We start from the raw sequence: 19,690 nt of genomic DNA on the forward strand, positions 1-19,690 counted from the left end.
CAAAGGACTACTCGGCTGGCTGGAGAGCCGGCAGCTCCGAGTCGAGCGGCATCGGGTTGCCGCCGAGCGCCGCCGCGAGCTTGACGTCGTCGACCTCGCCCTCCCAGCGGGCGACCACGATGCAGGCCACCGCGTTGCCGATGAAGTTGGTGAGCGCGCGGCACTCGGACATGAAGCGGTCGACGCCGAGGATCAGCGCCATGCCGACCACCGGCACCGAGGGCACCACCGCGAGGGTCGCCGCCAGGGTGATGAACCCGGAGCCGGTGACGCCGGCCGCGCCCTTGGAGGACAGCATCGCCACGAGGAGCAGGAGGCCCTGTTCGCCGTAGGTGAGGGGCGTGTCCGTGGCCTGCGCGATGAACAAAGCCGCCATGGTCATGTAGATGTTGGTGCCGTCGAGATTGAACGAGTAGCCGGTCGGGACCACGAGGCCGACGACGGGCTTCGAGCAGCCGGCGCGCTCCATCTTCTCGAGCAGCGAGGGCAGGGCGGACTCGGAGGACGAGGTGCCGAGCACCAGCATCAGCTCTTCCTTGATGTAGCGGATGAGCTTGAGGATCGAGAAGCCGTTGTAGCGGGCGACGAGGCCGAGCACGCCGAGCACGAAGATCGCCGAGGTCAGGTAGAAGGCGCCGACCAGGTAGGCGAGGTTGGCGAGCGAGGCGATGCCGTACTTGCCGATGGTGAAGGCCATGGCGCCGAAGGCGCCGATGGGAGCGACCTTCATGATGATGTTGACGACGCCGAAGATGGCTTCCGACAGCACCTTGATGATGTCGAGGACCGGCTTGCCGCGGTCGCCCAGGAAGGCGAGGCCGAAGCCGAACAGCACCGAGAAGAACAGCACCTGGAGGATCTCGCCGCCCGAGAACGCCCCCACCGCCGTGGTCGGGATGATGTTCATCAGGAAGTCGGTGATGGACTGCGTCTTCGCCTTGTCGGCGTACATCGCGATCGACTTCGGATCGAGCGACTTCGGATCGATGTGCATGCCCGCGCCCGGCTGGACGAGGTTCGCCACGATCAGGCCGACGATGAGCGCCAGGGTGGAGAAGGTGATGAAGTAGATCAGCGCCTTGCCGCCGACGCGGCCGACCTTCTCCAGGTTGGTCATGCCGGCGATGCCGGAGACCACGGTGAGGAAGATCACCGGCGCGATGATCATCTTGACGAGCTTGATGAAGGCGTCGCCGAGCGGCTTCATGTCGGCGCCGACCTGCGGGTAGAAGTGTCCCAGCGCGATGCCGATCGCCACCGCGACCAGGACCTGGAAATACAGGGTCCGGTAGAGCGGCCGGGGCTTCGGCGGATCGTGCGGCGCGGTGAGGGGCAGTGGTACGGTGGCCATGAGGGCGTTCTCCCGGTGGGTCTCGCGAAGGATGTCGGTTCGGGTCCAGGGGCTCGCCCCGGTTCCGTCCGTTCTTGATCTTGGTCTTGGTCTTGGTCTTGGTCTTGGTCTTGATCTCGAACCGATGGGCCTCGGCCGCCGGAGATCCGGCGGCGTCCGCGTCCCGGTCGGCAGCCCCGCGGAAAGCGCAGGGCTGCGTTACCGCCTCGGAATGGCAACCGGCATGCCAGATGCCGGCAGGCCGGAACTTTTTGTTAAGTCCTCGAAACGAAGATGCTTTTTGCCTGCGATGCGCGTGATGCCGTGGCGCGGGTCTGCGGAAACTCGGACGCGGTCCGAGAATCCTGTCCGGAAATTCGCAGCGGTTCGGACCCGATGAGGCGCGAGGCCGGACCGCATGGGCGGCTGCACGTGCCGAGCCGCCGGAGCCTCGTCCTGCTGGCGAGCCTTGCGGCCATCCTGCTCGCCGCCTGGTCGGCCGGACGGGTCGCCGAGCGCTGGGCCCTGGCGGATCTGCGCCGCACCGCCCAGGCCGCCCTTGGGCTGCAGGTCGGGGCGCTGCGGGCCGAGATGCAGAAGCAGGCCTCGCTGCCTCTCGCCCTCGCGGCCGACCCGGAGATCGCCGCCGCAGCCGCCGCGACCTCGGGAGACCCGTCGTCCCGCCCACTCCTCGACCGCGTGAACCGGCGGCTGGCCCAGGTGGCCGAGGCCACCGGCTCGGCGGTGATCTACGTGATCCGGCCCGACGGCATCACGGTGGCGGCCAGCAATGCGGGCACCTCCGGCAGCTTCCTCGGCCGGGACTACGCGTTCCGGCCCTATTTCCGGCAGGCCATGCAGGACGGGGTCGGCTCGCAATTCGCCCTCGGTACCGTGAGCGGCCGCGCGGGCCTCTACCTCTCGCGCCGGATCGGGACGGCCGGCGGCGTCGTGGTGGTCAAGATCGAGTTCGCGGCGGTCGAGGCCGCCTGGCGCCGGGCCGGCGACGGGGTGTTCGTCGCCGATGGGCGCGGCATCGTCCTGGTGGCGAGCGACCCGGCTTGGCACCTGGCCACCCTGCGGCAGATCGACGAGACCGAGCGCAGCCGCATCCGCGAGGCCCGGGAGTTCGGCGACAGCCCCCTTCCGGCCATGCCGCTCTACCCCATCGCGGGCACCACCGACCTGGTGCGGGTGGGGCAGGGCGGGCAGCCGGCGCGGGCCGCGCTCCTCCTCGACGCGCCGATCCCCGGCACGGGCTGGCGCCTCTTCACCTTGACGCCCCTCGGCCACGCGGTGGAGCGCGAGCGGGCCCAGGCCTGGATCATCGCCGCCCTGGTCACCGGCTTCGCCTGCCTCGGCCTCACCGCCCTGGCGGGCCGCGGCCGGCGCAATCGGGAGCGCCTCGCCCAGGCCTCGGCGCAGCGGGACATCCTCGAGGCTCGCGTCGGCGAGCGGACCCGGGAATTGACCGACGCCAACCGGATGCTGCGGCTCGAGATGGAGGAGCGCCGGCGGGCGGAGGCCGAGCGCGAGCGCCTGGGCCGCGAACTCGCTCAGGCCGGACGCCTGGCGGCCCTGGGCCAGTTCGCCGCCAGCATGGCCCACGAGATCAACCAGCCGCTCGCGGCCATCCGCTCCTACGCCGACAACGCCGCCATCCTGGTCCGGCGCGGCCGGACCGACGAGGCGGAGGAGAACGCCTTCGCCATCGGACGGCTCACCGACCGCATCGGCGGCCTCACCCGCCAGCTCAAGGGCTTCGCCCGGCGCTCCTCCGGCAGGCGCGAGCCGGTGGTGCTGGCCGAGATCCTGCACAACGGCCTGGAGCTGGTGGCGGCCCGGGCGGCGGCGGCCGGCATCCTGCTCACGGTGCAGATGGGGCCGGCCGGCCTGCGGGTCCTGGGCGACGGCCCGCGCCTCGAACAGGTGGTCGTGAACCTGCTGCAGAACGCCCTCGACGCGGTGGCGGGCCAGCCACCCGGACACGGCAGCCCGGCGGGCCCGCGCGTCGATCTGCGCGTCGATCTGCACGCCTCGGCCGAGGCCCCGGACCGCGTCCGCGTCGAGGTCCGGGACAACGGCCCGGGCATGCCCGAGGCCGTCCGGGCGCAGGTCTTCGACGCCTTCTTCACCACCAAATCGGACGGGCTCGGGCTGGGGCTCGCCATCGCCCGCGGAATCGTCGAGGATTGCGGCGGCAGCCTGACGGTCCTCGACGATCCCGCGGGGGGCACGATCTTCCGCATGGTGCTGGCCAAGGTCCTGGCCAAGGTCCGGGACCCCGAAGAGGGCCTGGATCAGCAGACGATTCTGGAACAGCAAGAGAGCCTGGGACAGCAAGAGATTCTGGAACAGAAGGCCGGCCGGGCGGCGGGACCGGCGGAGGCGACCACGTGAGCGAGACAGCGGATGGGCCGGGTTCGGCCGAGCGGGTCGTCTTCATCGACGACGAGGCGGAGGTCTGCCGCGCCAACCGGCAGAGCCTGGAGCTCGACGGCTTCCGGGTCGAGACCTTCGGGGCGGCCGGGCCGGCCCTGACGGCGATCCTGGCCGATCCGCCCGGCCTCGTCATCACCGACGTGCGCCTGCCCGACCTCGACGGCAATGCCCTGTTCGCGCGCCTGCGGACGATCGACCCGGAACTGCCCGTGATCCTGATCACCGGGCACGGCGACATCCGCATGGCGGTCGCGGCCATGCGCGACGGCGCCTACGATTTCCTGGCCAAGCCGTACCCGGCCGAGGCGCTGCTGGCCTCGGCCCGGCGCGCCCTGGAGCGCCGCCGCCTCGTGCTGGAGAACCGCCAGTTGCGGGCGCGCCTCGATGCCGCCCTGGAGGAGGACCCGGCCTTCCTCGGAGTCTCGCCCGAGATGGTGCGCCTGCGTCAGCTGGTGCGCGAGGTGGCCCATGCCGATGTCGACGTGCTGGTGTTCGGCGAGACCGGGGCCGGCAAGGAGGTGGTGGCCAGCGCCCTGCACCGCTGGGGCCGGCGGGCCAAGCGCAACTTCGTGGCGATGAATTGCGGCGCCCTGCCCGACAGCGTCGCCGAGAGCGAATTGTTCGGCCACGAAGCCGGGGCCTTCACGGGCGCCCTGAAGCGCCGGGTCGGCCGGATCGAGCACGCCCAGGGCGGCACGCTCTTCCTCGACGAGATCGAGAGCATGCCGCTCAACCTGCAGGTGAAGATGCTGCGCGTGCTGCAGGAACGCAAGGTCGAACCGCTGGGCGGCAACGACACCCTGGCCGTCGACATGCGCGTGGTCGCCGCCACCAAGGTCGATCTCGGACAGGCGGCGGCGCAGGGGACGTTCCGCGACGACCTCTACCACCGGCTCAACGTGATCACGATCGCGATCCCGCCCTTACGGAACCGGCGCGAGGACGTGATCCTGCTGTTCCAGGAATTCCTGCGGCGGGCGGCCACCCGGTTCGGCCGCGAGGTCCCGGCGATCACCGGCCCGGTGCTCGACCACCTGCGTCGGCACGACTGGCCCGGCAACGTGCGCGAACTCGGGCATTTCGCCGAACGCTTCGCCCTGGGCCTCGCCGACCTGGAGCGCTCCGCCCCGGAGGCCGTCACCGCCGGCACCCTGGCGGATCAGGTCGACCGGTTCGAGCGCAGCCTGATCCGCGAGGAGCTGATCATGGCCGGCGGGGATGTCCGGATGGCGGCCGAATCCCTCGGCACGCCGCGCAAGACCCTCTACGACAAGATCGCCCGGCACGGGCTCACGCCGACCGACTACCGCTGAGCCCCGGCGGGAGGGGGGCCGTCTCGCCGGCATGGAGGCCGGGACGGAGGGAGGCCGGCCCGGGGGCCAGCCGTCCGGGGTGGGATCAGTCGACGACCTTGCCGTCCGGGCCGACCTTGACGGTCTGCTCGCGGTCGGCATGCGCCACCTTGATCTCGTACTCGACCGAGGCGCCCTCGCGCTCGACCTCGGCCTCGTAGGCCTTGCCGCCGCCGGCCTTCTTCTCGGCGATGACCAGGGCGTCCTTGAGCGAGACGGTGGCCTTCTGGAAATCGGCCGGCTTCAGGCGGGTGAAGTAGCGCTCGATCGGCTGGTTCTCGGTCTTGTAGAGAGCGCCGTCATCGGCGTTGATGCCGTACTCCACCAGCTTGCCGTCGGGGTACACGACCTTGATGCTGTAGTGGTTCGGGTTCTTGCCATCGGCCTTCTCGAAGTCGGCGTCGATGGCGCGGCCCTTCTCGCCTTGCTTCTCGGCGGTGGTCAGCGCCTGGGCGAGGGTGACCTTGCTGACGGCGGCGAGCTGATATTCCTTCAGGTCCTTGTCGGTCTTGGCGACGGTGCCGCCGGCGGCGGTCCCGGTGGCCGGGGTGGTGGCGGGGGTCTGGGCCAGCGCGAGGCCGGCGCTCATCGCGAAAAGGCCGGCAGCGGCGGCAAGGCGGTACATCATGGCGGGTCGTCCCGTTTCGGGTTCGTTGAAGGACCCTGGAAACGGGCACGGGCCGGTTTGGTTGCCCCGCACCGAGCCGTTTGCGCGCCCGCCTCAGCGGGCGGACGGGCCGATGGGGGCGAAGTCGCCGAGGCCCGCACGGGTTGGCGCGGCCGCGGCGGCCCGGGCCGCCCGCCGCGGCCCGGCATAGCGGGCGAGCTTGCGGGCCGCGAAGGCGAACAGGCCCGCCAAAGCGAGGAGCGTCGCGTCGAACCACACGAACCGCGCCTGCCCGGCAAAGAGCCCGGCCCAGCGGTGATCGACCAGGGCGAGGTCGGCGGCCACCACCGCGAGATAGAGACCGGCGGTCGCGGCCAGCGCCGCGCCCCAGGCCCTGCGCCCCGGCCCCGCGAGGGCCGCGAGCGTGACGAGGCCCCAGGTGGTGAAGAAGGCCCCGATCTCCCAGTCGCCCCGCCCCGACAGGCCGAGGGGCAGCAGACGGTTGGCCAGGAAGTAGGCCGCGATTCCCGCCGGCAGCCCGGCGACGGCGCCGATATTGAGGGCCTGGACCAGGCGCAAGCCGAGGAAGCCCCGCTCGCCGGCCTTGGGCAGGCGCGCCACCGACCACAGCACGAGGCCGGTCGCCACCATGGCGGAGCCCATCAGGCCGCAGACGAAGAACAGGATGCGCAGGGCCGGCCCGGCGAAATGCGCCTCGTGCAGGCCGACCATGGTGGTGAAGGTCCGGGTCGCCGGCTTGAGGCCGCCCTGCCGGACCTCGCGCACCGCGCCGGTCACCCCGTCGAAGGCGATCTGCGGATGCGCGTGCGAGAGCCCGTGCGGCTCCTCGAACACCGCCGTCACCACGGAATTCGCGTCCCGCGGGTTGGCGATCGACAGCCGCTCCAGGGGTTCCGACACCTGCGCCATCGCGTCCCGCACCATCGGGCCGATGGGCGCGAGCGTGCCGGGCTGCCCGGCGGGGGCGCGCGGCGCCGGGATCTGACCGCTCTCGGCGAAGAAGGTCTGGGCCTCGCCCTTGTAGGCCGTGGTGATGCCCCAGGGCATGTACATCACCGCGAGGGTGACGATGCCCGTGTAGGTGATCATCAGGTGGAACGGCAGCGCCAGCACGCCGGTGACGTTGTGGGCGTCGAGCCAGCCGCGCTGGGGCGACTTGTCCCGCCGCAGGGTGAAGAAATCGGCGAAGATGCGCCGGTGGGTGACGATGCCGGAGATCAGCGCGACGAGCATGACCATGGCGCAGATGCCGACGATCCAGCGGCCCCACAGGGGCGGCATGTGCAGCTCGAAGTGGAAGCGGTAGAGGAAATCGCCGCCCTTCGTGTCGCGGATCGCGGCCGGCGCGCCCGTCGCGGGGTCGAGCCGGGCCTGCCCCGGCGGGGTGCCGGGCTTCGTCCGCCAGAACAGGTCGATGACCGGGCTGTCGGGCTGCGGCAGGCCGACGAACCAGGTCCGGGCCCCGCCCGCATGGGCCGTCAGGTGGGCGACGCCGAGTTCGGCCGCCCGCGCCATGGCGTCGGGCGAGAGCGGCGCGGCCTGCACCAATTCGGGCCGCATCCAGCGCGAGATGTCGGCCCGGTAGTAGCTCGCCGTGCCGGTGACGAAGACCGCCAGCAGGACCCAGCCGACGATCAGGCCGGACCAGGTGTGGAGCCAGGCCATCGCCTGACGGAAGGTCGTCCCCATGCGGTCCTCCGGTTGCGGATTGTCGCGCCGCCCTGAGCCTGCGCGTTACCAGCGGTAGCGCAGGGTGGCGTAGACCGTGCGGGGCAGGCCGTAATAGCAGTTCGAATAACTGAAGCAGCCCGTGACGTAGCGCTCGTCGAGGAGATTCTGCGCGTTGACCTGCAGGGTGAAGCCGTTGAGCGTCGTGTCGAGGTTCTTCAGGTCGTAGGACAGCACGGCATCGACCAGGACGCTCTCCGGGACCTTGAAGGTGTTGGCGGGGTCACCCCAGGACGACCCGAGGTAGCGCACACCGCCGCCGATGCCGAGGCCCAGCAGGGGGCCGCTGGTGAAGCGGTAATCGGCGAACAGCGACACGGTGGTGTCCGGGATCTGGACCGGGACGCGGCCCTGGAGCGCCACCTGCTGGTTGGTGACCTGGTTCAGCGTGGTGGTGAGGTCGGTCACGACGCGGGCGTCGATGAACGAGAAGCCGCCGATGACGTTCAGGCCCTCGGCGAGATTGACCCGCGCCTCGAACTCCATGCCCTGCACGCCGACCGCGCCGGTCTGCACCACGAAGTTCCGGTTGACCGGATCGGGGTTGGTCGCGTTCGAGCGGCGGATGTCGAAGGCGGCGGCGGTGAGCAGGATGTCGGTGCCGGGCGGCTGGTACTTGATGCCGGCCTCGAACTGGTCGCTGGTGATCGGGTCCGGGATGCGGCCGATCGAGCCGAAATTCGCGTCGAAGATCCGTCCGGCCGTGATCGGCTCGAAGGCCTCGCTGTAGGAGACGTAAGGCGCGAAGCCGTTGTCGAAGAGGTAGAGCAGGCTCGCCCGGCCGGTGAAGGCCTCGGACGGCACGTCCTGGTTGGTCACGACGTTGGTGGCGAGGCTCCGGGTCGGGCCGGAATTGCGGGCCCAGTCGTAGCGGCCGCCGAGGGTGAGGACGAGGCGGTCGAATTTCACCTGGTCCTGGAAATAGACGCCGGTCTGCTCCGAGGTGATCCGCGAATCCGTGGTGAAGGGCGGCGTCGGGATGTTCATGGCGTAGTTCGGAAACAGGACGTTCAGGCTGGGGGCGGCCGGGAAGGCCGACGACAGCGTCCGGGTCTCGAAGCTCCGGTAATCGACGCCGACCAGGGCGGTATGGGCGAAGATGCCGGTATCGAACTTGCCCACGAGGTTGTTGTCGAGGGTGTAGGCGTCGATGCCGACCCGGGTGGCGATGCGCGAGCGGTCGATGAGCGGGCCGCTGGCGAAGGGTCCCGTGGTGTCGTTGAAGGCGCCGTAGACGCTGCGGTAATCGCCCTCGGTGCGCAGGTAGCGCCCCGCCGAGTGGAAGTGCAGGGCCTCGTTGACATTGTGGTCGAAGATGTAGCTGATCGAGGCCTGGGTCCGGTCCGAACGCTCGAAGTTGCGGTCGCCGTCGTAGAAGTCCACCGGCAGGCGGCCGGTGAAGCCGTTGCCGAAGTTGCGCGGGAACACCGTGCCCACGGCCGGGAAGCCGCCGTAGAAGCCCGAGAACGGATCGCGCTCGTAATTGCCGATGATGGTCAGCGAGGTGTCGGTGGAGGGCCGCCAGGTGACGCTCGGGTTGATGAGCACGCGCTCGACCCGGGTGGTCACCGCCGGGCCGTCGCCCGTCCAGCCGAGGCCGATGACCCGGTAGGCGAACTGGTCGGCGAGCGGGCCGGCCTCGGCGGGGAGGGGGCCGCCGATGTCGAAACCGCCCCGGACCTCGTTGAAACCGCCGCCCTGGACGAAGATCTCGCCGTGGCGGACGAATTGCGGAACCTTCGACACGAGGTTGACGATGCCGCCCGGTCCCGATTGCCCGTAGAGCACCGAGGCCGGCCCCTTGATGATGTCGATGCGCTCGAGCCGGTAGGGGTCGATGCTGGCCGAGGCGTCGCGGCTGCCCGGCAGGGCGAGGCCGTCTAGGAACAGCGGCGCCGTAAAGCCCCGGATGAAGAACTGTTCCAGGCGGCTGGCCCCGGAGCCGCCGCGCTGCTCGGTGGTGACGCTCGGCGAGTAGCGCAGCGCCTGGTTGATCGTGATGGCGTTCTGATCCTCGATCTGCTGGCGACCGACCACCGAGATCGACTGCGCGGTCTCCAGGATCGGCGTGTCGGTCTTGGTGCCGACGCGGCTCTGGGTGGCGACGTAGCCCCGCACCGGCCCGACCGCCCCGCCCGGCTGGCTGCCCGACGCGTTCCGCCCGAGGCCGACGCCCTCCACCGAGAGCGTGTCGAGGGTGACCGCATCGGTGGCGTTCTGCGCATGAGACTCGCGAATACCGAACCCGATCGCGGCAACGCCGGACATCAGCGTCGCCAGAAGGCAACGCTGGGCTACCTTGGCGATCGGACGGGCGTTATCATTCAGCACAAAGCGGTTCACAGCCAAAGACCATTCCGGGTGAGCACGAGAGCGGTGTCGCAGACGTGAATTGACTTACTGTCCGTGACCCAAAATCGTCTTGGCAGGATTCATAATTACGATGCAAGGACTATGTTTTTTACTTATTCCAGGTTGGAACTAAGGACGACGCCACGGGCCATCGCCGCCTCTCATCCCGACGCCTCGTGAAAGCGTCGCGGTGTCGCCGAAACCGCACAGCCCGCAGCGTCGAACGGGTTTCGCGACCGGCACCATGCCCAGGAGGCCATTCCACAACCGCCCTCGTCTTCGACACGCACTCGTATTTCGATACGCGAAAAGTCTGTTTTTTCAGCAGATGCGCATCGTGATTTCTGGAAATACTTGATTTTTGCGTCGGGATGACTACTATCAAATGGTTGCTTGCTCCGGTTTGGCCGCAAGCGATTGGGAGACAGAGCGCGCTCTTGCCGTCGTGAGGGAGCGCCATGCCCGACACTGTCCAGCCCAAACCCCCTCCTTCCAATGCTCCTCTGGCCAACGCTCCTCCGGCCAAGGCTCCCCTGAACAGGACCGAGCAGGCCGGCCCGGTGCCCCGGCAGGGCGATCTGCGCAACCGCCTGCTCCGCGCCATGGCGCCGGACGACTTCGCGCGTCTGCAGCCGCACCTGGAGCCGATGGCCGCCACCCTGCGCCAGTCCCTGATCCTGCCGCACCAGCCCGTCCGGCAGCTGTACTTTCCCGAGGACGGGTTCGTCTCGGTGGTGACCGGATCGGCGGCGGGCCGGGTCGAGATCGGGATCATCGGGCGCGAGGGGCTGGTCGGGGCGACCCCCATCCTGCTCGACAGCGACCGGACGCCGAACCACGCCTTCGTGCAGAAGGCCGGGCAGCTGCTCGCCATCGACGCCGCCTTGCTCAACCGGGCCGTGGCGCAAAGCGCCTCTCTCCGGACCCTGCTGCTGCGCTACGTCCAGGTCCAGATCATCCACCTGGGCAAGGCCGCGCATGCCAACGCCACCTACACCATGGAGGTGCGCCTCGCGGGCTGGCTGCTGATGTGCCACGACCGGGTCGATGGCGACGAGATCGCCATCACGCACGAGTTCCTGGCCCTGATGCTCGGGGTGCAGCGCACCGGGGCGACGCTCGCCGTGCAGGTCCTGGAAAGCCAGCATATCATCCGGGCGCGGCGCGGACGGATCACCATCCTGGACCGCCCGGCCCTGCTGGATCTGGCGGGCGGAAGCTACGGCACCGCCGAGGCCGAGTATGCCCGGCTGATCGAAGGCGCCGGACCCGGCGCCTGATCCGACCGGCCTCAGGCTGCCAGCGGGAGGGCGTCCCGGGCCGGTGCGGCGGAGCGGATGCCCAGGAACGCCTCCACCGCCTCGATGGAGTCGAAGGCCATGAATTCCGGGCGCAGGGGCTGGGGCAGGCCCGCGAAGGTCAGGCTCCGGAAGGTGTCCGGATGGGGATAGAGCTGGTAGGGGCCGCCCGCCGCCAGGGGCGGGAACAGGATCGCCACCTTCCGGCCGCCGAGCCGGACCAGGCGGGTGCTGCTGTAGGACAGGGTCTCGATCGTGTAGGCGGCCCGCTTCGGCGTGGTTTTCATACCCTTTTGCCTTTCATGACCTTTTGCATTTCATGGATTTTGCCTTGCATCACGCTGGCCGTCGCAGCGCCGGCCCGTGCCCCGCGCCGGGGTCAGGCCGCCCGCGACACCCGAGCGGCTTTGCCGACGGGGCGAACCTCACCGGCCGGGAGAATCTCGCGGACAGGGAGAATCTCGCGAAACGGGAGAACGAGGACGCGGCGTCCCTGCCCGTCGTGGACGTCGACGATCCAGTCCGACCAGTCGAGCGCCGCCCCGACCCGCTCCATGGCGTGCAGCGCCACCTCCACGGCGTGGAAACGGACCTGGGTCCGGTCGGCGATGGCGAGCCCCGTCGGGTCGATGATGGCCATGTGGCCGTCGGTGCAGTGAAAGCGGTACGGGGATTGGGACTGACGCGGGACAGCCATGTCCGGGCCTCTCCTCGGTTTGAGTCGCGACGCGTCTCCCAAGAGGACCGACAATCTTCGGAGGCGGGGCCTCGCGAAGGACGGGTCCTGTCGACAAGACGGGTCTGCAGCGGCGTTCCGTCGATATAAGTTCTTCTTTTGTTCTCATCAAGATTCCGGCCCTGCGCGTTCTGACGCGGCCCGGTGCTCAAACTTGGCCGGTGGCCACGGGTGCGAACCCGTTGCTGGCCGCCGCCCTGAGAAAGCCCCCTCCTAGCCGCGCTCGCGCAGCCATTGGCAGAGCTTGGTCCAGCGCCGCGCCTGCCGCACGCCGGACAGAGCCATCCGGATCGCCCGGGGCTGGCCGATCAGCACCACCAGTTGCCGCCCCCGCGTCACCGCCGTGTACAGGAGGTTACGCGCCAGCATGGCGGCGTGCTGGGTCACGATCGGGATCACCACCGCCGGATATTCGGAGCCCTGGCTCTTGTGGATGGTGGTGGCGAAGGCCGGCACCAGGGTGTCGAGTTCGCCGTACGGATAGGCGACCGCGCGCCCGTCGAACGACACGATCACCGCCTGATCCTCGGTATCGATGCGGGTGACGCAGCCGAGATCGCCGTTGAACACGTCGCGGTCGTAGTCGTTCCGCGTCTCCATCACCCGGTCGCCGGGGGCAAAGCGCCAGCCGAAGCGCTCCACCGCCTCGGCCCCCGGCGGATTCAGCACCCGCTGGAGTTCGTGGTTGAGGTTGCGGCTGCCGAGCACCCCGCGCAGCATCGGCGTCAGCACCTGCACGTCGCGGATCGGGTCGAGGCCGAAGCGGGCGGGGATGCGCGTCGTGACCACGTCGACCAGCCGGGCAAGCCCGATCTCGGGATCGTCGACCGCGATCCAGTAGAAATCCGCCGCATCCGGAGATGCCGGAGCTGTGGTCTCCGACCCCGGAGGCCCGGCCTCCGGGACCGGGGGTAACGCCTCCGGCACCGGAGGCAGCGCCTCCGGCATCAGCCCGCGGTTGATGCGATGGGCGTTGACGACGATCCGGCTCGCCGCGGCCTGGCGGAACACCTCGGTGAGGCGGGCCACGGGAACGCGCGCCGAGGCGATGAGGTCGGCCAGCACCTGGCCCGGCCCGACCGAGGGCAATTGGTCGACGTCGCCGACGAGGAGCAGGGCCGCCCGCTCCGGCATCGCCTTGAGGAGCGCGTTCATCAGCGGCACGTCGATCATCGAGGCCTCGTCGACGACGAGGAGGTCGCAGTCGAGCGGGCGGTCGGCGTCGCGGGTGAAGCCGCCGCCCGCCGGGTCGATCTCCAGGAGGCGGTGCAGGGTCCTGGCCGCCAGCCCGGTCTGCTCGGTCATGCGCTTGGCCGCCCGGCCGGTGGGGGCGGCCAGCAGCACGCGCACGCCCTTGGCGCCGAGGATGCGCAGGAGCGCGTCGAGCGTGCTGGTCTTGCCGACGCCGGGCCCGCCGGTGAGGACGCTGAGCCGGGCGGCGAGCATCGTCCCGATGGCGGCCCCCTGCGACGGCGACAGGGTCCGGCCCGTGCGCGCCTCGACCCAGGGGATCGCCCGGGCAGCGTCGATGGCGGGCCAGGGCGGGGGGCCGTCGCGGCGCGCGATCAGGCGCTCGGCGATGGCCCGCTCGGCCCCGTGCAGGCCCTTGAGGAACAGGCAGGTTTCGGCCCCGGAAGGCCCGGTCTCGATGGTGTCCGCCACCACGTCGGCGCCGCGCAGTTCCAGCGCGATGGCGAGGCGGATCAGATCGGGCTCGACCGCGAGCAGGCGCTGGGCGAGCGCCACGAGGCGCTCGGTCGGCAGGGCGCAGTGGCCCGCATCGGTGGCGGTCTGGAGCGCGAAGGTGATCCCGGCACGCAGGCGCTGCGGCGCCTCCGGCGCCATCCCGAGCCGCATCGCGATGGCATCGGCGGTGCGGAAGCCGATGCCGCGGATGTCGCGGGCGAGGCGATAGGGGTCCTGCGTCATGACGGGAATCGCGTCGCGCCCGTAAGTGCGGAAGATACGCACCGCCCGGGCGGTGCCGACCCCGTGCGCGTGCAGGAACACCATGATCTCCCGCACCTGCTTCTGCTCGGCCCAGCCGCGCAGGATGCGGGCGGCGCGCTTGGGGCCGATCCCCGCCACCTCGGTCAGGCGGCCGGGCTCCGCCTCGATGACCGCGAAGGTGTCCGCGCCGAACAGCGCCACGATGCGCGCGGCCATGGCCGGTCCGATGCCGCGCATCTGGCCCGAGGCGAGGTAGCGGGCGATGCCGTCGCGGCCCGTCGGCGGCGTCACCCGCAGGGTCTCGGCCCGGAACTGCAGCCCGTGCTGGCGGTCGCTGGTCCATTGGCCCGCGGCGGCGATCCACTCGCCCGCCGCGATCGCCGGGGCGTGGCCGACCAGGGGCACGAGGTCGCGCCGGCCCGCCACGTGCACCTTGAGCACGCAGAAGCCGGTCTCGGCGTTGTGGAAGGTGACGCGCTCGATCGTGCCCGCGAGGGTGTCGTGGCCCGGATGCGGTTCGATCTCGCCCGGGCGGATCATCCTGTTCACGCAACGAGTCCTGCGTCAGGCTCAGGCCACGCGGCGGCTGTTTCTGTTGAATCAGGCCGCGCGGCGGCTGGGTTTCTTCGGCGGCCAGCCCAGGGCGACGAGGCGGGCGCGGGCGTAGTCGCGGACTTCGTCGCGGGTGCCCGGCGGCATTCCGGCGAGCACCTGCTGGGTTTCGGCATCGAGCATCAGGTCGGTCACCGCGTCGATGCTGTCCTGCGCGTCGATGCGGCGCTTCAGGTCGGCCTCGGCCTCCGTCACCGCGTCGAACGGATCGGGATCCGCGAAGGCGTCGTCGACGGCCTCGATCGCGGCCGGGTGGCCCTGCCGGAACTCGTCGGCCTCCTCCTCGGAATAGACCAGCCCGTGCAGTTCCAGGAGCTTGAGGATCACCCGGTCCTTGGCGCGCTTCTCCGCCATGGCGTAGACGTAGCCGGCCTGGCGGCCGGACACCCGGTAGTTCACGTTGACCAGGGCCTCGCCGATCGACCACTCGACCCGCTCGGTCCCGGCCTTCGTCCCGGTTTTGGTCCCCGCCATCCTGCCCGTCACCAGGATGACGGCCTCGTCGCGCTCGGCCCGCACCAGGGTCGGCGGGTCGAAGGTGATGCCGGCCTGGGCCGCGATCCGCTCCAGGGTCCGGTGATAGATCACCGCCGTGCCCTGCACGCGCCAGACATTGCCGCCGAAGGGTTCCCCGTAGCGGACCAGAATGTCCGCGATCTGCTTGTCCGCCGTTCTCATCCGGTCCGCCCGTCGCGATGCGGAGCCCCCATCGCGTTCATAATTTGTTCCGACCGTTCCGATGTGGTTCCGGCGGGTCGCGTCTGCAAGTGGGTCTTTGCGAGTGGGTCTTTGCGAGTGGGTGCGTCGCATTCGATGGTCGGCTAGAGTTGCCCGCCGGAGACGTTGCCCTCGCGCCGCAGCAGAGACCCCGTCGAACCGGCATCATCCCAAGCAAGCATGACCATAGGAGCCTCGATGACCGCGCTGATCTTCTCCGTGTCACGCTCCGATGGCGAGGGCGTCTACCGGATGGAGGCGACGAAGACGCCACGGGGCGTGCGCTTCACCTGCACCTGCCCGGAGGGGGTCGCGGACCAGCATTGCGAGCACCGCCTCGCCCTGCTCCTGGGCGATGTCGCCCACCTCGCCTCGGTCGATCCCGCGGCGGTGGAGGCGCTCAAGGGCCTGACCCGGGGCTCGCCCCTGATGCACGCCGTCCATCGCCTGGCCCAGGCGGAGGCCGCGGAGGCCGAGGCCCGCGCCGACCTGGAGCGCGCCCGGCAGGTGCTCGCCACCATCTTGGGTGGATGAATCCACCATTCCGGGTGGATGAATCCACCGTTCTGGGTGGATGAATCCGCCGTTCTGGGCGGCTCGCCCCGCCGGCCGGGCGGTGACCTCGGCCGGGCGGGCAGCCGGACCCGGTGCGTCGGCTTCAGCCCCGGTCGGGCCGCGCCTCCCAGATCGCGGCCTCGACGAAGGGACGCCGAAGCTGCGGCCCGGCGCCGCTGCGGTGGATGAAGTCGTTGGCGCCGGGATGGCGGCGGATGGCCTTGGCCAGGTTCAGCCGGTAGCCGGCCGCGAACACGAAGGGCGGCGCCATCGGGTCGGCCATGAAGGCCTCGATGGCCGCCTTGACCTCGGTCTCGGGGATGAGGCCCAGGTCGCACAGGGCGCGGATCGTCAGCTTCTCGGTCATGCGGTCCTCCATAGGCGCAAGGGGGATCGGCGCAAGGGGGATCGGCGCAAGGGGGGCGCCGCCGCAACGCGGCCTTGAGCCGAGGCACCGCACCGGCTACGTCTTGGTGCGGGGGCCAAGCTTGCCCGGAAACCTGGCCGCGCCGCGCGCGGCGCCGCCGGGGCATTCCGAGACGCCGTCCCGCCGGCCGAAAGTGCATCCGTGGCGCCCACCCTGTCCCCCCCGCTTCCCCCCCCAGAGCCCGAATCCGGCGGCCGCCCGCGGGTGAGCGCGCGCGGCCGCCTGCGGACCTACTTCCTCACCGGCATCATCGTGTCGGGGCCGCTCGCCATCACGATCTACCTGACCTGGTGGTTCATCAGCCTCATCGACGGCTGGGTGAAGCCCCTGGTGCCGGCGAGCTACCTGCCTGACCATTACCTGCCGTTCTCGATTCCGGGACTCGGCCTCCTCATCGCCTTCGTGGCGGTGACGCTGCTGGGCTTCCTCACCGCCAACCTCGTCGGGCGCAGCGTGGTCGAGTTCGGCGAGGTGCTGCTCGCCCGCACCCCCGTCATCTCGGGGCTCTACAAGGGCCTGCGCCAGATCTTCGAGACCCTGTTCTCGGCCAACGGCACCTCGTTCCGCACCGTCGGCCTGGTGGAATTCCCCGTGAAGGGCACCTGGTCAGTGGTATTCCTCTCGGCGCCCGCCGCCCCGGACGTGCAGAACGCCCTGGCGCCGGGGGGCGACCATGTCGGGGTGTTCCTGCCCTGCGCGCCCAACCCGACCACCGGGTTCTTCTTCTACCTGCCGCGCAGCGAGATCGTCGAAGTGGCCATGAGCGTCGACGACGCGGCCAAGCTGGTGATGTCGGCCGGCGTGATCCAGCCCGAGGATCCGCACGCCCGAGACACCCATGCTCGGGAAGGCCATGCTCGGGAAGGCCATGCCCGGGAAGGCCATGCCCGGGACGCCCACGCAAAGGAGTCCCACACCAGGTCCCAGGCCCTGGCCTCCACCCTGCGGGCGGCCCAGGGGGAACCCGCCGGCCCGGCGTCCCGCCGCGAAGAGGTCTGATCCGGCGCCTCGCCGGGACGCGGATCGATTCCGGTCAGGCCGGCGGGAGCGGAGCTGCCAGACATCGCCGCCGGGCCTCCGCCGCCGGCGCGGGGTGCCCGAACAGGTAGCCCTGGACCTCGTCGCAGGCGGCCGCGCGCAAGCGGGCGAACTGCGCGTCCGTCTCGATGCCCTCGGCGGTGGTGGCGATGCCGAGGCTCGCCCCGAGGCCGATGACCGCCCGGACGATGGCCGCCGCGTGCGGGTTGGATTCCATCTCGCTCACGAAGGTGCGGTCGATCTTGATCCGGTCGAACGGAAAGGCGCGCAGGTAGCTCAAGGAGGCATAGCCGGTGCCGAAATCATCGAGGGCGATCCGGACGCCGAGGGCGCGCAGGCGGTGCAGGGTGGCGAGGTTGGCCGCGTTCTCCGCGAGCAGGACGGTCTCGGTGATCTCGAGTTCGAGCCGTTCGGGCGCCAGCCCGGCCTCGGCCAGGATCCGGCCCACGCCCTGGGCGAGGCGGCGGTCCCGGAACTGGAGCGGCGAGAGGTTGACGGCGACCCGGAGGTGCCCGGGCCAGCCCGCCGCCTCGGCACAGGCCCGGCCCAGGACCCAGTCTCCGATCGGCCCGATCAGGCCCGTCTCCTCGGCCAGCGGCACGAACTCGGCGGGCGGGACGAAGCCGCGTTCGGGATGGCGCCAGCGCAGCAGGGCCTCGAAGCCGGTGAGCTGCCCGGACCCGGCCCCCAGGATCGGCTGGTAATGGACCTCCAGGGCGCCCGCCGCGAAGGCGGTGCGCAGGTCCTGCTCCAGGGCGCGCCGCCGTTGAAGCCCCGCCTCCATCGCGGGTTCGAAGACCCGGTGGGTGTTCCGGCCCGCGGCCTTGGCCTGGTACAGGGCGAGATCGGCATTGCGCAGGAGACGGTCGGGATCGGTCCCGTCCCGGGGCAGGCGGGCGAGCCCGATGCTGACGCCGATCCGGACCGCCTGCCCCTGGATCGGGAAGGGCCGGCCGAGGCTTCGGATCAGCCGGGCGGCGAGGGTCCGCACGCGCTCGACCGGGATCGGCGCGGAGGCCGGGTCGTCCACCATCAGGATCGCGAACTCGTCGCCGCCCATGCGCGCGACGACCACCTCCCGTCCGACCGCCGGCCCGGCTTCTCGGCCCTCTTCTCGGCCCTCTTCTCGACCCTGTTCTCGGCCGGATTTTTGCCCGGATTTTTGCCCGACACCCTCCAGCAACCGTTCGGCGACGCCGCACAGCAGCGTGTCGCCGGCGGAATGCCCGAGGGTGTCGTTGACGGATTTGAAATGGTCGAGGTCGAGGCAGAGCAGCCAGGCCCCGACGCCGCTCCAGCGCGGCTGCGCGATCACCTCCGCGAGGCGGTCGCGCAGCCGCACGCGGTTGGGCAGATCGGTCAGGGCGTCGTGATGCGCCATGTGGGCGATGCGGGCCTCGGCCCGGCGCCGCTCGGTCACGTCCACCACGGCGGCCAGCACCGCCGCGCGCCCATGGAACTCGAGGCGGCGCTCGAACAGGTTGACCTCGATCCGGGTGCCGTCGGCCCGCCGATGGACCCGGGGCAGGCCCGGATCCGTCATCGCCCGGGTTGCGGGCTCGAGGTCGCCCTGGGTCAGGGCGAGGAAGCGATCCCGGGCGTAGCCGTAATGGACCAGGGCCGCATCGTTGACCGCGAGAAAGCGATGATTGTCGCGGTCGACCAGCCACATCGGCAGCGGGTTGTTCTCGAACAGGAGGCGCGCGGACGCCTCGCGGGCCTTCAGGTCGCCCACATCGACGAAGGTCAGGGCGAGGAGATCGCCGATGCAGCCGGCCTCGATCTTCAGGTGGAGGACGGCCCCGTCCGGCACCGGAACGCTGAGCTCGAACACCGCACGGCGTTCCGCCTCGATGATGCGGAACAGGCGCCGCAGGGCCCGGGTCTCGACGAGGCCCGGGACGATATCGGTGAGGCGCCGCCACTGCAGCTCCGGGATGGTCCGGCCGAGCATGCGGGCGGCTCCCTCGTTGGCCGCAACGATCTTGAAATCGTTCAGCCGCCCGTCGGGGCCGCGGACCGTGCTCAGGGCCAGCATGCCCTGGTCGGTGGCGCCGAAGATCGCCTTCACGAGGTCGTAGCGCGAGGGCGGACCCGACAGGCTGACCAGGACCAGGGGCTGCTCCGTGCCCCAGGACAGGGGCAGGGCCAGGAACGTGATGCCGGTGACGATGCCGTCCTGCACGCGGTCGCAGCGTGTCCGGGCGGGACCGTTCTGGTCGAGGGCGCGGGCGACGACCTCGTCGAGAGGCTGGCGCACGTCCTCGCCGAGATCCGACACGGCGCAGCGGACCTCGCCGGGAACCCGCTCGCTGCGCCCGAGCCAGATGGCGAAATGGCTGCCGCTCCAGAGGATCCGGGTCGGCCGGCCGTCCTGCGTGGCGATCAGGGCGGCGTGGTCGGCATGGCGCCCGAGCGTGCCGAGCACCACGGACTCGTAGGTGGGGATCGCCTCGCCGGCGCGGCGGGCGGCGTGCCAGCGATCGATCAGGGGCATCGGACGCGCGGCGTCGCGTCGCGATCCC

The 19,690-nt window shown here is 70.7% G+C and carries 15 protein-coding genes; 5 read left to right on the forward strand and 10 right to left on the reverse strand.

Annotated elements, in window-relative coordinates; genetic code table 11:
* Positions 1 to 7: 7 nt before the first annotated feature.
* Entirely contained in the window at positions 8 to 1,351 is a 1,344-nt protein-coding gene (locus ACV7NL_RS15820) for a dicarboxylate/amino acid:cation symporter (protein ID WP_056181080.1), read from the reverse strand.
* A 375-nt stretch (positions 1,352 to 1,726) separates the two neighbouring features.
* Here ACV7NL_RS15820 and ACV7NL_RS15825 point away from each other — a divergent pair, with 375 nt between their 5' ends.
* Both ACV7NL_RS15825 and ACV7NL_RS15830 read left to right on the forward strand, forming a co-directional pair.
* The gene (locus tag ACV7NL_RS15825) at positions 1,727 to 3,730 is read left to right on the forward strand and encodes a sensor histidine kinase (protein WP_463356183.1); all 2,004 of its coding nucleotides are present in this window, start codon (positions 1,727 to 1,729) and stop codon (positions 3,728 to 3,730) included.
* A complete protein-coding gene (locus ACV7NL_RS15830; RefSeq protein WP_056181086.1) occupies positions 3,727 to 5,085 on the forward strand; it encodes a sigma-54-dependent transcriptional regulator in 1,359 nt (452 codons plus the stop codon). Before ACV7NL_RS15825 ends, ACV7NL_RS15830 begins: the two co-directional genes overlap by 4 nt.
* Before the next feature lie 85 nt (positions 5,086 to 5,170).
* On the opposite strand, the gene ACV7NL_RS15835 is transcribed toward ACV7NL_RS15830, so the two are convergent.
* The 3 genes from ACV7NL_RS15835 to ACV7NL_RS15845 form a co-directional block, all read right to left on the reverse strand.
* Positions 5,171 to 5,752, reverse strand: coding sequence for a PepSY domain-containing protein (locus ACV7NL_RS15835; RefSeq protein ID WP_056181089.1), 582 nt, complete (start codon positions 5,750 to 5,752; stop codon positions 5,171 to 5,173).
* 93 nt (positions 5,753 to 5,845) lie between these two features.
* Positions 5,846 to 7,441 (reverse strand): PepSY-associated TM helix domain-containing protein, encoded by a 1,596-nt coding sequence (locus ACV7NL_RS15840; protein WP_463356184.1) that lies wholly within the window; start codon positions 7,439 to 7,441, stop codon positions 5,846 to 5,848.
* 45 nt (positions 7,442 to 7,486) lie between these two features.
* Positions 7,487 to 9,748: a TonB-dependent siderophore receptor gene (locus ACV7NL_RS15845; protein ID WP_247637208.1), complete on the reverse strand. Its 2,262-nt coding sequence runs from the start codon at positions 9,746 to 9,748 to the stop codon at positions 7,487 to 7,489.
* A gap of 686 nt (positions 9,749 to 10,434) precedes the next feature.
* On the opposite strand from ACV7NL_RS15845, the gene ACV7NL_RS15850 reads away from it, so the two are divergent.
* A complete protein-coding gene (locus ACV7NL_RS15850) occupies positions 10,435 to 11,112 on the forward strand; it encodes a Crp/Fnr family transcriptional regulator (RefSeq protein WP_463357141.1) in 678 nt (225 codons plus the stop codon).
* 11 nt (positions 11,113 to 11,123) lie between these two features.
* On the opposite strand, the gene ACV7NL_RS15855 is transcribed toward ACV7NL_RS15850, so the two are convergent.
* From ACV7NL_RS15855 to ACV7NL_RS15870, 4 genes are all read right to left on the reverse strand, one after another.
* Positions 11,124 to 11,417: a hypothetical protein gene (locus tag ACV7NL_RS15855; protein ID WP_463356185.1), complete on the reverse strand. Its 294-nt coding sequence runs from the start codon at positions 11,415 to 11,417 to the stop codon at positions 11,124 to 11,126.
* 92 nt (positions 11,418 to 11,509) lie between these two features.
* Entirely contained in the window at positions 11,510 to 11,827 is a 318-nt protein-coding gene (locus ACV7NL_RS15860; protein WP_463356186.1) for a DUF6894 family protein, read from the reverse strand.
* Positions 11,828 to 12,079: 252 nt separating this feature from the next.
* A complete protein-coding gene (gene recD2 / locus ACV7NL_RS15865) occupies positions 12,080 to 14,365 on the reverse strand; it encodes an SF1B family DNA helicase RecD2 (RefSeq protein ID WP_463356187.1) in 2,286 nt (761 codons plus the stop codon).
* Between the two features lie 51 nt (positions 14,366 to 14,416).
* Complete coding sequence (locus tag ACV7NL_RS15870) at positions 14,417 to 15,106, reverse strand: trna delta -isopentenylpyrophosphate transferase (protein ID WP_247637206.1); 690 nt, start codon at positions 15,104 to 15,106, stop codon at positions 14,417 to 14,419.
* Positions 15,107 to 15,343: 237 nt separating this feature from the next.
* Here ACV7NL_RS15870 and ACV7NL_RS15875 point away from each other — a divergent pair, with 237 nt between their 5' ends.
* Positions 15,344 to 15,679: a hypothetical protein gene (locus tag ACV7NL_RS15875; protein WP_056181101.1), complete on the forward strand. Its 336-nt coding sequence runs from the start codon at positions 15,344 to 15,346 to the stop codon at positions 15,677 to 15,679.
* 124 nt (positions 15,680 to 15,803) lie between these two features.
* On the opposite strand, the gene ACV7NL_RS15880 is transcribed toward ACV7NL_RS15875, so the two are convergent.
* Entirely contained in the window at positions 15,804 to 16,067 is a 264-nt protein-coding gene (locus ACV7NL_RS15880; protein WP_056181282.1) for a hypothetical protein, read from the reverse strand.
* 201 nt (positions 16,068 to 16,268) lie between these two features.
* On the opposite strand from ACV7NL_RS15880, the gene ACV7NL_RS15885 reads away from it, so the two are divergent.
* Positions 16,269 to 17,126, forward strand: a complete 858-nt coding sequence (locus ACV7NL_RS15885; protein WP_463356188.1) for a DUF502 domain-containing protein — start codon at positions 16,269 to 16,271, stop codon at positions 17,124 to 17,126.
* Between the two features lie 34 nt (positions 17,127 to 17,160).
* On the opposite strand, the gene ACV7NL_RS15890 is transcribed toward ACV7NL_RS15885, so the two are convergent.
* The gene (locus tag ACV7NL_RS15890) at positions 17,161 to 19,662 is read right to left on the reverse strand and encodes a putative bifunctional diguanylate cyclase/phosphodiesterase (RefSeq protein ID WP_463356189.1); all 2,502 of its coding nucleotides are present in this window, start codon (positions 19,660 to 19,662) and stop codon (positions 17,161 to 17,163) included.
* Positions 19,663 to 19,690: the final 28 nt, after the last annotated feature.

The sequence above is a fragment of the Methylobacterium sp. Ger2507 genome, from assembly GCF_055231875.1.

Bases quoted from the DNA above. Each gene is read 5' to 3' on its own strand.
- ACV7NL_RS15820 (WP_056181080.1), bottom strand. From the start codon at position 1,351: ATGGCCACCGTACCACTGCCCCTCACCGCGCCGCACGATCCGCCGAAG.
- ACV7NL_RS15825 (WP_463356183.1), top strand. From the start codon at position 1,727: ATGAGGCGCGAGGCCGGACCGCATGGGCGGCTGCACGTGCCGAGCCGC.
- ACV7NL_RS15835 (WP_056181089.1), bottom strand. From the start codon at position 5,752: ATGATGTACCGCCTTGCCGCCGCTGCCGGCCTTTTCGCGATGAGCGCC.
- ACV7NL_RS15840 (WP_463356184.1), bottom strand. From the start codon at position 7,441: ATGGGGACGACCTTCCGTCAGGCGATGGCCTGGCTCCACACCTGGTCC.
- ACV7NL_RS15845 (WP_247637208.1), bottom strand. From the start codon at position 9,748: ATGTCCGGCGTTGCCGCGATCGGGTTCGGTATTCGCGAGTCTCATGCG.
- ACV7NL_RS15850 (WP_463357141.1), top strand. From the start codon at position 10,435: ATGGCGCCGGACGACTTCGCGCGTCTGCAGCCGCACCTGGAGCCGATG.
- ACV7NL_RS15855 (WP_463356185.1), bottom strand. From the start codon at position 11,417: ATGAAAACCACGCCGAAGCGGGCCGCCTACACGATCGAGACCCTGTCC.
- ACV7NL_RS15860 (WP_463356186.1), bottom strand. From the start codon at position 11,827: ATGGCTGTCCCGCGTCAGTCCCAATCCCCGTACCGCTTTCACTGCACC.
- ACV7NL_RS15870 (WP_247637206.1), bottom strand. From the start codon at position 15,106: ATGAGAACGGCGGACAAGCAGATCGCGGACATTCTGGTCCGCTACGGG.
- ACV7NL_RS15875 (WP_056181101.1), top strand. From the start codon at position 15,344: ATGACCGCGCTGATCTTCTCCGTGTCACGCTCCGATGGCGAGGGCGTC.
- ACV7NL_RS15880 (WP_056181282.1), bottom strand. From the start codon at position 16,067: ATGACCGAGAAGCTGACGATCCGCGCCCTGTGCGACCTGGGCCTCATC.
- ACV7NL_RS15890 (WP_463356189.1), bottom strand. From the start codon at position 19,662: ATGCCCCTGATCGATCGCTGGCACGCCGCCCGCCGCGCCGGCGAGGCG.